The 13,155-nt window shown below is 59.7% G+C and carries 15 protein-coding genes; 10 read left to right on the forward strand and 5 right to left on the reverse strand.

Going from position 1 to position 13,155, the window contains the following annotated elements:
* Positions 1-77 precede the first annotated feature (77 nt).
* The 3 genes from ACUXAC_RS05230 to ACUXAC_RS05240 form a co-directional block, all read right to left on the reverse strand.
* Entirely contained in the window at positions 78-473 is a 396-nt protein-coding gene (locus tag ACUXAC_RS05230) for an MAPEG family protein (protein ID WP_004932387.1), read from the reverse strand.
* A gap of 102 nt (positions 474-575) precedes the next feature.
* Positions 576-1,391 carry a DUF72 domain-containing protein gene (locus ACUXAC_RS05235; protein ID WP_343180361.1) on the reverse strand — a complete coding sequence of 272 codons (816 nt, stop codon included), beginning with the start codon at positions 1,389-1,391 and terminating at the stop codon, positions 576-578.
* Between the two features lie 47 nt (positions 1,392-1,438).
* A complete protein-coding gene (locus tag ACUXAC_RS05240) occupies positions 1,439-2,017 on the reverse strand; it encodes a hydrolase (RefSeq protein ID WP_060424110.1) in 579 nt (192 codons plus the stop codon).
* A gap of 253 nt (positions 2,018-2,270) precedes the next feature.
* Between ACUXAC_RS05240 and ACUXAC_RS05245 the strand changes: the two genes are divergently transcribed.
* The 7 genes from ACUXAC_RS05245 (at position 2,271) to ruvB (ending at position 7,861) form a co-directional block, all read left to right on the forward strand.
* The gene (locus tag ACUXAC_RS05245; RefSeq protein WP_033632845.1) at positions 2,271-2,462 is read left to right on the forward strand and encodes an FmdB family zinc ribbon protein; all 192 of its coding nucleotides are present in this window, start codon (positions 2,271-2,273) and stop codon (positions 2,460-2,462) included.
* Between the two features lie 74 nt (positions 2,463-2,536).
* Positions 2,537-4,321 carry an aspartate--tRNA ligase gene (gene aspS / locus ACUXAC_RS05250; RefSeq protein ID WP_060423918.1) on the forward strand — a complete coding sequence of 595 codons (1,785 nt, stop codon included), beginning with the start codon at positions 2,537-2,539 and terminating at the stop codon, positions 4,319-4,321.
* Entirely contained in the window at positions 4,321-4,767 is a 447-nt protein-coding gene (nudB, locus tag ACUXAC_RS05255) for a dihydroneopterin triphosphate diphosphatase (RefSeq protein ID WP_019452808.1), read from the forward strand. Before aspS ends, nudB begins: the two co-directional genes overlap by 1 nt.
* Before the next feature lie 20 nt (positions 4,768-4,787).
* Positions 4,788-5,531: a YebC/PmpR family DNA-binding transcriptional regulator gene (locus ACUXAC_RS05260; protein WP_033647638.1), complete on the forward strand. Its 744-nt coding sequence runs from the start codon at positions 4,788-4,790 to the stop codon at positions 5,529-5,531.
* Between the two features lie 57 nt (positions 5,532-5,588).
* Entirely contained in the window at positions 5,589-6,110 is a 522-nt protein-coding gene (gene ruvC / locus ACUXAC_RS05265) for a crossover junction endodeoxyribonuclease RuvC (RefSeq protein ID WP_387441356.1), read from the forward strand.
* 112 nt (positions 6,111-6,222) lie between these two features.
* A complete protein-coding gene (gene ruvA / locus ACUXAC_RS05270; RefSeq protein WP_060423916.1) occupies positions 6,223-6,837 on the forward strand; it encodes a Holliday junction branch migration protein RuvA in 615 nt (204 codons plus the stop codon).
* Positions 6,838-6,856: 19 nt separating this feature from the next.
* Positions 6,857-7,861 (forward strand): Holliday junction branch migration DNA helicase RuvB, encoded by a 1,005-nt coding sequence (gene ruvB, locus ACUXAC_RS05275; protein ID WP_038877130.1) that lies wholly within the window; start codon positions 6,857-6,859, stop codon positions 7,859-7,861.
* A 219-nt stretch (positions 7,862-8,080) separates the two neighbouring features.
* On the opposite strand, the gene znuB is transcribed toward ruvB, so the two are convergent.
* Entirely contained in the window at positions 8,081-8,866 is a 786-nt protein-coding gene (gene znuB / locus ACUXAC_RS05280; RefSeq protein ID WP_038877132.1) for a zinc ABC transporter permease subunit ZnuB, read from the reverse strand.
* Positions 8,863-9,621: a zinc ABC transporter ATP-binding protein ZnuC gene (znuC, locus tag ACUXAC_RS05285; RefSeq protein WP_004932357.1), complete on the reverse strand. Its 759-nt coding sequence runs from the start codon at positions 9,619-9,621 to the stop codon at positions 8,863-8,865. Before znuC ends, znuB begins: the two co-directional genes overlap by 4 nt.
* 78 nt (positions 9,622-9,699) lie before the next feature.
* On the opposite strand from znuC, the gene znuA reads away from it, so the two are divergent.
* The 3 genes from znuA to lpxM all read left to right on the forward strand — a co-directional run bounded on the left by znuA (position 9,700) and on the right by lpxM (position 13,106).
* On the forward strand, positions 9,700-10,644 hold the full coding sequence (znuA, locus tag ACUXAC_RS05290) for a zinc ABC transporter substrate-binding protein ZnuA (protein WP_060424108.1): 945 nt from the start codon (positions 9,700-9,702) through the stop codon (positions 10,642-10,644).
* A gap of 21 nt (positions 10,645-10,665) precedes the next feature.
* Positions 10,666-11,988 carry a murein DD-endopeptidase MepM gene (mepM, locus tag ACUXAC_RS05295; RefSeq protein ID WP_038877136.1) on the forward strand — a complete coding sequence of 441 codons (1,323 nt, stop codon included), beginning with the start codon at positions 10,666-10,668 and terminating at the stop codon, positions 11,986-11,988.
* A gap of 149 nt (positions 11,989-12,137) precedes the next feature.
* Positions 12,138-13,106, forward strand: a complete 969-nt coding sequence (lpxM, locus tag ACUXAC_RS05300; RefSeq protein WP_015378127.1) for a lauroyl-Kdo(2)-lipid IV(A) myristoyltransferase — start codon at positions 12,138-12,140, stop codon at positions 13,104-13,106.
* Positions 13,107-13,155: the final 49 nt, after the last annotated feature.

Consider the following 13,155-nt stretch of genomic DNA (forward strand, 5'->3'; position numbering starts at 1 on the left):
AGCTGCGTAGTCTAACAGAAAAGCGTAAAAAAGCGGAGCGGAAGCAGGCGGCGCGGCCGCCTGATGATAAAACGGGATCAATGCAGGCTAAAAATCAGATCCCAGGGCAGATAGAAAATATTTGCCAGAACCATCAACAGCAAAGAGATATAGGTCGCGGCCATGCCTGAACGGCGCCAGCGAACCTCGCGGTTGCGCAAACCGTAGTAATGCACCAGCCGCCCGGCCATCAGCATCAGGCCGCAGAGGTGAATCATCCAGATTTCCGCGCCGTTCATCTCCATGATCACCAGCAATACGGCAGCGATCGGAATGTATTCAACGGCGTTGCCATGCACGCGGATGGCGGTCTGCAATTCGTAGAACCCGCCGTCGCCGTAGGCTACGCGGTACTGCATCCTTAATCTGACTACGTCATAAGAGAGTTTGATCAACAACAATGCGCCGAGCACCACATAAAGCGCGCTTACCATTTTTAACTCCGTTCCCTAACCAAAACTGGCAGCCAGCATCATAGCCGTCATTGTATTCACTGTCGCGGGGAAATATTTGATGTTATTGGTCAGATTAATAGGTCAAAACAGTGCATCCTGTTCCGGCCAGTCCGGCGGCGCAGGCAAATCGGGGATCGCCAGGCGTAGCTGCTGCCAAATTTTTTGCGCCTGCTGGGGCGAATCGCCGTTGTCCGGCGTATGAATAAACAGATAAGGCTGATGCTGTTGCTGCCACAGCGGCAGTTTTTGCTGCCAGGGTTCGAACCAGCGCAGGTTGTCGGCCAGCTGATCGCCGCCGATAAAGCGCACCAGCGGCTGGTCGGCGGTGACCAGGGCATGCACCGGCAGCTTCGGTTTTTTCTGCTGCGCATCGCGCACGGCGGCGGTATGGGGGGCGGCGTGATGCACCGGGCGGCTGTCGAGGATCACCCGATTGATGCCGCGCTGGTGCAACCCCTGATTCAGCGCACGCTCTGCCTCGCCCTTGGCGAAAAACGCCGGATGACGCACTTCAACACCGTAGGTGAATTCCTTCGGCAGGCTTTCGAAGAATTGCCACATGCGCGGCAGCTCGTCAGGGCCGAAGGCGGCGGGCAACTGCAGCCACAGTTGGCCGATGCGCTGATGCACTGGGCTCAGGCAGTGGTAAAACGCCTGCAGCTCGGCGGCGCAGTTACGCAGGGCAGCCTTGTGGCTGATGTCCGACGGGAATTTGAAGCAGAAGCGAAAATCGTCGCCGGTCATGTCGCGCCAGCGCTGCACGATTTCCAGCTTCGGCAGCGCGTAGAAGGTGGTGTTACCCTCCACGCAGTTGAAGTAGCGGCTGTAATCCGCCAAGTCACGCAACCCGATGCGGTTCCAGGCCGCATGTTGCCACTGCGGCAATCCGATGTAGATCACGGCGTCGTCTTCCTTTACTGAGATCATCAGGCTACAACTTAACGTTACCGCTCGAGCGCGGCAAGAATTTCGCCGGTGTCGCGCACCCGCGCCAGACGTGGGAAGATGTGTTCGAACGCGAAGCGGTGCATTTCCGCGTTCTGCGCGCTGCAGACGTCTTCGGCGATCACCAGTTCATAGCCGTGTTCCCAGGCGGCGCGCGCGGTGGACTCTACGCCAATATTGGTGGAGATGCCGCCCAGCACCACGGATTTGATGCCGCGGCGGCGCAGCTGTAAATCCAGATCGGTGCCGTAGAAGGCGCCCCATTGGCGTTTGGTGACCAGAATATCGCTGTCATTGACCGCCAGCGGTGCGGGGAACTCCCACCAACTGACCGGCAAGCCGCCGGCGGGCGCGGGAGCCGGTTTGTCCACCGGCTGTTTCAGCGCTTCGGCGAAGGTGTCGGACCAGCCGACGCGCACCAGCAGCACCGGCGCGCCCAGCAGACGAAAACGCGCGGCCAGCAGGGCGGCGTTCGCCACTACCTGGTCGGCGCTGTGCGGGCCGCCGGCGTAGGGCAGAATGCCGTTTTGCAAATCGATCAGCACCAGAGCGGTGGTTTGGGCGTCAAGTTTCAGCATGGATTTCATCTCGTTGCGAAGTGGATAAAAACTGTTCGGCGCGCCAGGCGAGCAGCGTACGGCGCAAACCGGGGGAGAATCAGGCTACGTGAAAAAACTGTCGCAGGTTAATGGGAAATTTGTTAATCGATGTGTTGATTCGAACGAAAACGCGCCATTTAGTGCAGTAACAATGCTGTGTTCGCACTTATCGGGCGGATGAATTTCCTTTATAATGACTCCCTTTTTTCAACACTCTTTAATCCAACGACCTATGCCGATTTATGAATATGCATGTGGTGCTTGCAACCATCGGTTAGAGAAATTGCAAAAATTTTCCGATGCGCCGCTGGCAGACTGCCCGGCGTGTGGGCAGCCCGCGTTGACCAAGTTGATCTCGTCCTCCGGTTTCCAGCTTAAGGGTACCGGCTGGTATGCGACGGATTTTAAACCGGGTAACAAGTAGAATTTATCAGATAACAGCCGCGCGACAGGGGCGCAGTAGCCCGGCGCGGCATCGGCTGTGTAAAAGGATAGCGTATGCGTACTGAATATTGCGGGCAGTTGAATCTGTCCCACGTGGGCCAGGAAGTCACTCTGTGTGGTTGGGTCAATCGTCGTCGCGATCTCGGCGGCCTGATCTTTATTGATATGCGCGACCGCGAAGGCATCGTGCAGGTGTTCTTCGATCCGGACCAGAAAGTGGCGTTCGACAAGGCCTACGACCTGCGCAATGAGTTCTGCATCCAGATCGTCGGCACCGTGCGTGCGCGTCCGGACAGCCAGATCAATAAAGATATGGCCACCGGCGAAGTGGAAGTGTTCGCCCACGCGCTGGAAATCATCAACCGCTCCGAGCCGCTGCCGCTGGACTCCAACCAGGTCAACAGTGAAGAAGCGCGCCTGAAATACCGCTACCTGGATCTGCGTCGCCCGGAAATGGCCGAGCGTCTGAAGACCCGCGCCAAAATCACCAGCTTCGTTCGCCGCTTCATGGACAGCCACGGCTTCCTCGATATCGAAACGCCGATGCTGACCAAGGCGACGCCGGAAGGTGCCCGCGATTACCTGGTGCCGAGCCGCGTGCACAAGGGCAAATTCTACGCGCTGCCGCAGTCCCCACAGCTGTTCAAACAGCTGCTGATGATGTCCGGCTTCGATCGTTACTACCAGATCGTCAAATGCTTCCGTGACGAAGACCTGCGTGCGGACCGTCAGCCTGAATTCACCCAGATCGACGTCGAAACCTCCTTCATGACCGCCGATCAGGTACGTGAAGTGATGGAGAAACTGGCGCGCGAGCTGTGGCTGGACGTGAAGGGCGTGGATCTGGGCGATTTCCCGGTCATGACCTTCGCCGAAGCGATGCGTCGCTTTGGCTCCGACAAGCCGGACCTGCGTAACCCGCTGGAGCTGGTGGACGTGGCTGACCTGGTCAAAGACGTCGAGTTTAAAGTCTTCTCCGGCCCGGCCAACGACGCCAAAGGCCGCGTGGCGGCGATCCGCGTACCGGGCGGCGCACAGCTGACCCGCAAGCAGATCGACGAGTACGGCGCTTTCGTCAACATCTACGGCGCCAAAGGCCTGGCGTGGCTGAAAGTCAACGACCGCGCCGCCGGCATGGAAGGCGTGCAGAGCCCGATCGCCAAATTCCTCAGCGCGGACGTGCTGGAAGCGGTCCTGGCGCGCACCGATGCGCAGACCGGCGATATCCTGTTCTTCGGCGCCGACAGCTTCAAGATTGTGACCGATGCGATGGGCGCGCTGCGTCTGAAGCTGGGTCGCGATCTGGCGTTGACCCAACTCGACAGCTGGGCGCCGCTGTGGGTGGTTGACTTCCCGATGTTCGAAGAAGACGAAGAGGGCGGCCTGGCGGCCATGCACCACCCGTTCACTTCGCCGCGCGACATGAGCCCGGAAGAGCTGGCGGCAGCGCCGGTCAACGCCATCGCCAACGCCTATGACATGGTGATCAACGGTTACGAAGTGGGCGGCGGTTCGGTGCGTATTCACCGCAGCGAAATGCAGCAAACGGTGTTCAGTATCCTGGGCATCAATGAACACGAACAGCGCGAGAAGTTCGGCTTCCTGCTGGACGCGTTGAAGTACGGTACGCCGCCGCACGCGGGCCTGGCCTTCGGCCTGGATCGTCTGGTGATGCTGCTGACCGGCACCGACAACATCCGCGACGTCATCGCTTTCCCGAAAACCACCGCGGCGGCCTGTCTGATGACCGACGCACCGAGCTTCGCCAACCCGGCGTCGCTGCAGGAGCTGGCGATCAGCGTGGTAAAGAAAGCCGGTGCGGAACAAGAGAGCGAGTGATGAGTTACAAGCGCCCTGAATCTATCCTGGTAGTGATTTACGCGAAATCCAGTGGTCGGGTGCTGATGTTACAGCGGCGCGACGATACCGAGTTCTGGCAGTCGGTCACCGGCAGCCTGGAACAGGATGAGTCGCCGCCGCATGCCGCGCAGCGTGAAGTCATGGAAGAAGTCGGCATCGATATCGAAGCAGAGCACCTGCCGTTGTTCGATTGCCAGCGCTGCGTGGAGTTTGAACTCTTTGTCCATTTGCGACATCGCTATGCGCCGGGAACCACGCGCAATAAAGAGCACTGGTTCTGTCTGGCGTTGCCCGAGGAGCGCGATCCGGTGATTACCGAGCATCACGCTTACCAATGGCTTGAGGCGGCCGAGGCCGTGAAGTTAACCAAGTCATGGAGCAATCAGCAGGCGATTGAAGAGTTCGTGATCAATTCAGTCCAGTAGTTTTTTTCGGAGATTTTTTTATGGCAGGTCATAGTAAGTGGGCCAACACAAAGCACCGTAAAGCGGCGCAGGACGCCAAGCGCGGTAAAATTTTCACCAAGATTATTCGTGAGCTGGTCACGGCCGCCAAGCTGGGCGGCGGCGATCCGGATTCCAACCCGCGTCTGCGCGCGGCGATGGACAAGGCGCTGTCGAACAACATGACGCGCGACACCATGAACCGTGCCATCGCGCGCGGGGTGGGCGGCGATGATGATACCAACATGGAAACCATCATCTATGAAGGTTACGGCCCTGGCGGCACCGCCGTGATGATCGAATGCCTGAGCGACAACCGCAACCGCACCGTGGCGGAAGTGCGCCACGCCTTCACCAAATGTGGCGGCAACCTCGGCACCGACGGTTCCGTGGCTTACCTGTTCACCAAGAAGGGCGTGATCACCTACGCACCGGGCCTGGATGAAGACACCGTGATGGAAGCGGCGCTGGAAGCCGGTGCGGAAGACATCGTGACCTATGACGATGGCGCGATCGACGTGTTCACCGCCTGGGAAAGCCTGGGCGCGGTGAAAGACGCGCTGACCGCGGCGGGCTTCGAAGCCGAAGCGGCGGAAGTGTCGATGATCCCATCGACCAAGGCCGACATGGACGCGGAAACCGCGCCTAAGCTGTTGCGCCTGATCGATATGCTGGAAGACTGCGACGACGTGCAGGAAGTTTACCATAACGGTGAAATCTCCGACGAAGTGGCGGCGACGCTGTAATCCGGTAAAACGGGCGCCGCCGTTCGGCGGCGCCGTGCATGCAAGGTGGATGTAGATATGGCGATCATACTCGGTATCGATCCCGGCTCACGCGTCACCGGCTATGGCCTTATCCGCCAGCAGGGGCGTCAGTTGAGCTATATCGCCAGCGGCTGCATCCGCACGGTGGTGGACGACATGCCGACGCGGCTGAAGCTGATTTACGCCGGCGTCAGTGAGATCATCACCCAGTTTCAGCCCGATTTCTTCGCCATCGAACAGGTGTTTATGGCCAAGAACCCGGATTCGGCGCTCAAGCTCGGCCAGGCGCGCGGCGTCGCGATCGTGGCGGCGGTGAATCAGAATCTGGAAGTGTTCGAGTATGCGGCGCGGCAGGTCAAACAGACCGTGGTCGGCACCGGCGCGGCCGAAAAGCCGCAGGTACAGCACATGGTGCGCTCGCTGCTAAAACTCTCGGCCAACCCGCAGGCGGACGCCGCCGATGCCCTGGCCATCGCTATCACCCACTGCCACCTCAGCCAGAACGTGCTGCGGATGAGCGAAGGGCGGTTGAACCTGGCGCGCGGGCGTTTGCGCTGACGCAAAGCGATGATTGCTCAGGCTGGATATTCATCCAGCCTTTTTTATGTTATAAGCTTTACCAGCAACGGCATGGCAGGGCGCCATGCCCGGTCATTCTGCAGGAGGGTAAATGATAGGTCGTCTCAGAGGAAATATTCTGGAAAAGCAGCCGCCGTTGGTGTTACTGGAGGCGAACGGCGTGGGCTATGAGGTACACATGCCGATGACCTGCTTTTACGAGCTGCCGGAACTGGGGCAAGAGGCCATCGTGTTTACCCACTTCGTGGTGCGTGAAGACGCGCAGCTGCTGTACGGTTTCAACGACAAGCAGGAGCGCGCGCTGTTCCGCGAGCTGATCAAGGTCAACGGCGTCGGGCCGAAGCTGGCGCTGGCGATCCTGTCGGGCATGTCCGCGCAGCAGTTCGTCAGCGCGGTGGAGCGCGAAGAGATCACTGCACTGGTCAAGCTGCCGGGCGTGGGCAAAAAAACCGCCGAGCGCCTGGTGGTAGAGATGAAAGACCGTTTCAAAGGGCTTAACGGCGACCTGTTCAACAGCAGCAGCGAGATCAGCCTGCCGTCTGCCACCGACAAAGCGCCGGATGTGGACGCGGAAGCCGAGGCCGTTTCGGCGCTGGTGGCGCTGGGCTATAAGCCGCAGGAAGCCAGCCGCATGGTCAGCAAGATTGCCAAGCCGGGCGCCGACTGCGAAACCCTGATCCGCGACGCGCTGCGCGCCGCCCTGTAAGGCCGAAAAGGGGTAGATAATGATTGAAGCCGATCGCCTGATTTCCGCCGAACCGATCAACGAAGAAGAGATCCTCGATCGCGCCATTCGTCCCAAGCTGCTGACCGAATACGTCGGCCAGCCGCACGTGCGCGAGCAGATGGAGATCTTCATTCAGGCGGCCAAGCAGCGCGGCGACGCGCTCGACCATCTGCTGATCTTTGGCCCGCCAGGGTTGGGGAAAACCACCCTGGCCAACATCGTGGCCAACGAAATGGGCGTGAATTTGCGCACCACTTCCGGCCCGGTGCTGGAGAAGGCGGGCGATTTGGCGGCGATGCTGACCAACCTCGAACCGCACGACGTCTTGTTCATCGACGAAATTCACCGCTTGTCACCGGTGGTGGAAGAAGTGCTGTATCCGGCGATGGAAGACTACCAGCTGGATATCATGATCGGCGAAGGGCCGGCGGCGCGTTCGATTAAGCTCGATTTGCCGCCGTTCACGCTGGTGGGTGCCACCACCCGCGCCGGCTCGCTGACCTCGCCGCTGCGCGATCGCTTCGGCATTGTCCAGCGGCTGGAGTTTTATCAGGTGGCGGATTTGCAGCACATCGTCTCGCGCAGCGCCGGGTGCCTGGGGTTGGAACTGTCCGACGAGGGTGCCCATGAAGTGGCCCGCCGTGCGCGGGGGACGCCACGTATCGCCAACCGCCTGTTGCGCCGGGTGCGCGACTTCGCCGAAGTGCGCGCCAACGGGGTGATCAGCGGTTCGGTGGCGGCGCAGGCGCTCGATATGCTCAACGTCGATGCCGAAGGCTTCGACTATATGGATCGCAAACTGCTGCTGGCGATTATCGACAAGTTCACCGGTGGTCCGGTCGGGCTGGACAACCTGGCGGCGGCGATCGGCGAAGAGCGCGAAACCATTGAGGACGTGATCGAGCCGTTCCTGATCCAGCAGGGCTTTATCCAGCGCACGCCGCGCGGCCGCCTGGCGACGCAGCATGCCTACCGGCACTTCGGGCTCGAGCGCGAAGCATAAGTTTTCCACCCGTCATAAAAAAGGGCCGCATCTGCGGCCCTTGACGTTAATGTTGAACTTGATGACGTTACCGGGTCTATAGAAGGCGCACATAAAAAAGGAAAATCAATTCATTGATTTTCGGCTGCTCACCACAGAGGAGGAAAAACCGCGTTTTTTCCTCCTCTGTCAGCAGTAGAAAGGGCCGCATCAGCGGCCCTTGTCATATCCCGGTTTTAATCAGGCCTGCTGTTTTTTGAACAGGCTCAGCGTGAACAGCACGGCGGCGCAGAGCACCACCGAAGGGCCGGCCGGCGTATCGTAAAACGCCGAGAAGGTCAGGCCGCCGGTGACGGCCACCATGCCGAGCAGTACCGCGACGCCGGCCATCTGTTCCGGCGTGCGCGCGAAGCGGCGAGCGGTGGCGGCCGGAATGATCAGCAGTGAGGTGATGATCAGCGCGCCGACGAATTTCATCGCCAGACCGATGGTCAAGGCGGTGACTAGCATCAATACGGTGCGTGCGCGCACCAGGTTAACGCCGTCGACGTGCGCCAGCTCCGGGCTGATGGTCATCGACAGCAGATCGCGCCACTGCCACCATAGCACCAGCAGCACCACGGCGACGCCGCCGGCGATCATCAGGATATCGCTCAGCGTGACCGACAGCAGATCGCCGAACAGGTAGGCCATCAGATCGACCCGCACGTTAGACATCAACGCCACCACCACCAGCCCGAGCGACAGGGCGCTGTGGGCCAGAATGCCGAGCAGGGTATCCACTGAAAGCTGCGGGCGGCGTTCCAGCCACACCAGGGCCAGAGCCAGCAGCAGCGTAATGGCGATCACCGCATAGAAGGGATTGATGTCCAGCAGCAGACCAAAGGCGACGCCGAGCAGCGAGGCGTGCGCCAGGGTATCGCCAAAGTAGGACATGCGACGCCAGACCACGAAGGAACCCAGCGGCCCGGCGGCGCCAGCCAACAACACGCCAGCCAGCCAGCCGGGAAGTAACAGTTCAATCATGCTTCGCGGCTCCCGGTTTTCTTCAAGACAATTCTTCCCTGCAGGTCGTGACGGTGGTTGTGATGGTGGCGATACACCGCCAGTTGCTCTGCGCCGCGGTTGCCGAACATGGCGATGAATTCGGGATGCATCGACACCACCTCCGGTGCCCCGGAGCAGCAGATGTGCTGATTGAGGCACAAGACCTCGTCGGTTTTCGCCATCACCAGATGCAGATCGTGCGAGACCATCAGCACGGCGCAGCCCAGCTCTTTACGCAGCTGATCGATGAGATCGTACAGCGCCAGCTGGCCGTTGACGTCCACCCCTTGCGTGGGTTCGTCCAGCACCAGCAGTTGCGGTTTGTTCAGCAGCGCTCGCGCCAGCAGCACGCGTTGGTTTTCACCGCCGGAGAGCTTTTGCATCGGCTGGTCGAGCAGGTGAGCGGCGTGCACGCGCTTGAGCGCCGGCAGAATGTCGGCTTTCTTTACGCCGGGCTTGAGACGCATAAAGCGGCTGACGGTCAACGGCAGGGTGGCATCGAGGTGCAGCTTTTGCGGCACGTAGCCAATGCGCAGATCGGGCTCACGCTCCAGCGTGCCGGCGGTCGGTTTGACCAATCCCAGCACCACGCGCACCAACGTAGACTTGCCCGCGCCGTTCGGGCCCAGCAGCGTGAGAATACGGCCGGGTTGCAGGCTGAGGGAAATGTTCGACAGCACCTTGCGGCTGCCGAAGGCGACGGAGATATTTTTTAGCGTTATCAGTGTAGACATCTCGAGATTACAGGTTGCAGAACGAAGCGAATGTTATAATATCACGCCTTGTTGATGAAAACGATGGGATTACTGATGATGGCAAAGAAAAATAAATGGCTGCAGCGCACGCTGCTGGCCAGCGCACTGTTGATGGCCGGCCCGCTGAGCAGCGCTTCCGCTGCGGTGGTGACCTCGATTCGTCCGCTAGGCTTTATCGCATCGGCCATCGCCGACGGCGTGACGCCGACCGAGGTGTTGCTGCCGGACGGCGCTTCACCGCACGATTTTGCGCTGCGCCCTTCCGATATCCAGCGTTTGCGCTCTGCGGACCTGGTGCTGTGGGTTGGGCCGGACATGGAGGCGTTCCTGAACAAGGCGCTGGTGCCGATCTCGGCAACCCGCAAACTGGCCATCAGCGAACTGCCGGCGGTGAAGCCGTTGCTGATGAAAGGCGAAGATGACGACGATCATGATCATGCAGGCGAAGCGCATAACCATGCCGATGACGATCATGGGCATCATCACGGCGAGTACAATATGCACGTTTGGCTGTCGCCGGAGATAGCAAAAGTGACCGCGATCGCGATTCACGACAGATTGTTGGAACTTATGCCGCAAAATAAGGACAAATTAGACGCAAACCTGCGCCAGTTCGAGAATCTGCTGACGCAAACTGACAAAAATGTTGGTAACATGCTTACGCCTGTGCAAGGTAAGGGTTATTTTGTTTTTCATGATGCTTACGGCTACTTTGAGAAACACTACGGTTTGAGTCCGCTGGGCCATTTCACCGTCAATCCCGAAATTCAGCCTGGAGCACAGCGCCTACACCAAATTCGAACACAGTTGGTTGAGCAGAAAGCGGTATGCGTTTTTGCTGAGCCACAATTCAGGCCGGCCGTAATCAATGCCGTCGCCAAGGGTACCAAAGTGCGTTCCGGAACGCTGGACCCGCTGGGCATCGGCATCGCGCTGGGGAAGGACAGCTACGGGAAATTCCTGACTCAGCTGTCAAACCAGTACGTGAGCTGCCTGAAGTAAAGCTTATGAGGATAATATCGAGTGCAGCAGATAGTCCGAACTATCGCTCTGGCGTATAACAACCTGCCACGGCCCCACCGCGTCATGCTGGGGTCGCTGACAGTCGTCACATTGGCCGTCGCTGTTTGGCGGCCTTTTGTTTACCACCCAGAACACAACCCCATTGCCAAGAGCGTCGAGTTAGAATCCAGCCAGATGCGGTCATTGCTCCCTGAAGCCAGTGAACCGATTGATGCCGACCAACCCACCCCCGATGACGAAATCCCGCAGGATGAGCTGGATCAAAAAGATGCCGGCGACGATGGCGTGCATGAATATGTGGTTTCCACCGGCGACACCCTCGGCAGCATTCTGACGCAGTACGGCATCGATATGTCGGATGTCACCTTGCTGGCTTCGCAAAACCGCGATCTGCGTAATCTGAAGATCGGCCAACAGCTGTCGTGGACCGTCAATGATGCGGGCGATCTGCAGCAGTTGACCTGGGAAGTTTCCCGCCGCGAAACCCGCACCTATGACCGCGTCGGCAATAGCTTCAAAGAGTCGAAAGAGGCGCAGCAGGGTGAATGGCGCAACAACGTGATCAGCGGCCGGGTCAACGGCAGCTTCGTCAGCAGCGCCGGCGACGCCGGGCTGAGCCGTAACGAAATAAATGCGGTGATCAAGGCGCTGCAGTGGCAGCTCGATTTCCGCAAGTTGCGCAAAGGCGACCAGTTCTCCGTGCTGATGTCGCGCGAGCATTTCGACGGTAAGAAATCGCAAAGCCAGCTGTTGGGCGTGCGTCTGCGCACCGGCGGCAAAGATTACTATGCGATCCGCGCCGAAGACGGCAAATTCTACGATCGCCAGGGCTCTGGCCTGGCGCGCGGCTTCATGCGTTTCCCGACCATGAAACAGTTCCGCATCTCCTCCAACTTCAACCCGCGTCGCGTGAACCCGGTGACCGGCCGCGTGGCGCCGCACAAGGGCGTCGATTTCGCCATGCCGGTCGGCACGCCGGTGCTGGCGGTCGGCGACGGTGAGGTGGTGATCGCCAAACGCAGCGGCGCGGCGGGCAACTATGTGGCGATCCGTCACGGTCGCCAGTACACCACGCGCTATATGCACCTGAAAAAACTGCTGGTGAAACCGGGCCAGAAGGTGAAACGCGGCGATCGCATTGCGCTTTCCGGCAACACCGGGCGCTCCACCGGGCCGCACCTGCACTTTGAACTGTGGACCGGCCAACAGGCGGTGAACCCGCTGACGGCCAAGTTGCCGCGTTCCGAAGGGCTGAGCGGCAAAGACCGCAGCGATTATCTGGCGCAGGTGAAGGAAGTGGTTCCTCAGCTGCAGCTGGATTAATACCCCCTTTTTCCGGCGCTTCGGCGCCGTCAATTTCATCGGCCTGATTGCGGGCCGATGCTGTTTTATCTGGGCGGTTCGCGGTTGTTAATTGCAAAATCGGTGATGGCAATTATGATTAGCCGAATCGCTAAGCAAAGAGCATGTGCATGCAAAACGAGAAGAAATCGAACGTAGAGTTCATCCCGCAGTTTCAGAAAGCCTTTTTATATCCGCGCTACTGGGGCGTGTGGTTGGGAACCGGCCTGATGGCCGGCATTTCGCTGGTGCCTGCGCGCCTGCGCGATCCGGTGCTGGGGGCGGTCGGCAAACTGGCCGGCAAGCTGGCGAAGGGCGCACGCCGTCGTGCCCGCATCAATTTGCTTTATTGCTTGCCGGAGCTGCCGGAAAGCGAACGTGAGCACATCATCGACCAGATGTTCGCCTGCGCGCCGCAGTCGATGGTGCTGATGGCGGAACTGGCCTGCACCAAGCCGGAGAAAGTGCTCAAGCGCGTGCGTTGGCACGGTGAAGAGGTGCTGGACAAGATCCGGGCGGAAGGGCGCAACGTCATTTTCCTGGTGCCTCACGGCTGGGCGGTGGATGTGCCGGCGATGCTGATGGCCGCGCGCGGCCAACCGATGGCCGCGATGTTCCACAATCAGCGTAATCAGCTTATCGACTACCTGTGGAATGCCGTGCGGCGTAAATTCGGCGGCCGCATGCACGCGCGCAACGACGGCATCAAACCGTTTATCAGTTCGGTGCGGCAGGGGTATTGGGGCTACTACCTGCCCGATCAGGATCATGGCGCGGAGCACAGCGAGTTCGTCGATTTCTTCGCGACCTATAAGGCGACGCTGCCGGCGGTAGGCCGGTTGATGAAGGTGTGTCGTGCGGCGATCGTGCCTTTATTCCCGGTGTACGACGGCAAAACCAGCATGCTGGACATTTATATCCGCGAGCCGATGGATGACCTGGCCGAAGCCGACGATCCGCGCATTGCCCGCCGCATGAACGAAGAGGTGGAAAATCTGGTGGGCCCGAACCCGGAGCAGTACACCTGGATCCTCAAACTGCTGAAGACGCGCAAGGAAGGGGAGATTGAACCTTACTCGCGCGACGATCTGTATCGTTAATCCTGTCTACCGCTAACGCCGGCCGGGCCACAACCCGGCCGGCGTCTCT

The sequence above is a fragment of the Serratia sp. 121840015-1 genome (genome assembly GCF_053627655.1).

Excerpts from the sequence above, each read along its gene's own strand:
- ACUXAC_RS05230 (WP_004932387.1), bottom strand. The coding sequence starts at position 473 with ATGGTAAGCGCGCTTTATGTGGTGCTCGGCGCATTGTTGTTGATCAAA.
- ACUXAC_RS05240 (WP_060424110.1), bottom strand. The coding sequence starts at position 2,017 with ATGCTGAAACTTGACGCCCAAACCACCGCTCTGGTGCTGATCGATTTG.
- ACUXAC_RS05245 (WP_033632845.1), top strand. The coding sequence starts at position 2,271 with ATGCCGATTTATGAATATGCATGTGGTGCTTGCAACCATCGGTTAGAG.
- aspS (WP_060423918.1), top strand. The coding sequence starts at position 2,537 with ATGCGTACTGAATATTGCGGGCAGTTGAATCTGTCCCACGTGGGCCAG.
- nudB (WP_019452808.1), top strand. The coding sequence starts at position 4,321 with ATGAGTTACAAGCGCCCTGAATCTATCCTGGTAGTGATTTACGCGAAA.
- ACUXAC_RS05260 (WP_033647638.1), top strand. The coding sequence starts at position 4,788 with ATGGCAGGTCATAGTAAGTGGGCCAACACAAAGCACCGTAAAGCGGCG.
- ruvC (WP_387441356.1), top strand. The coding sequence starts at position 5,589 with ATGGCGATCATACTCGGTATCGATCCCGGCTCACGCGTCACCGGCTAT.
- ruvA (WP_060423916.1), top strand. The coding sequence starts at position 6,223 with ATGATAGGTCGTCTCAGAGGAAATATTCTGGAAAAGCAGCCGCCGTTG.
- ruvB (WP_038877130.1), top strand. The coding sequence starts at position 6,857 with ATGATTGAAGCCGATCGCCTGATTTCCGCCGAACCGATCAACGAAGAA.
- znuB (WP_038877132.1), bottom strand. The coding sequence starts at position 8,866 with ATGATTGAACTGTTACTTCCCGGCTGGCTGGCTGGCGTGTTGTTGGCT.
- znuC (WP_004932357.1), bottom strand. The coding sequence starts at position 9,621 with ATGTCTACACTGATAACGCTAAAAAATATCTCCGTCGCCTTCGGCAGC.
- znuA (WP_060424108.1), top strand. The coding sequence starts at position 9,700 with ATGGCAAAGAAAAATAAATGGCTGCAGCGCACGCTGCTGGCCAGCGCA.
- lpxM (WP_015378127.1), top strand. The coding sequence starts at position 12,138 with ATGCAAAACGAGAAGAAATCGAACGTAGAGTTCATCCCGCAGTTTCAG.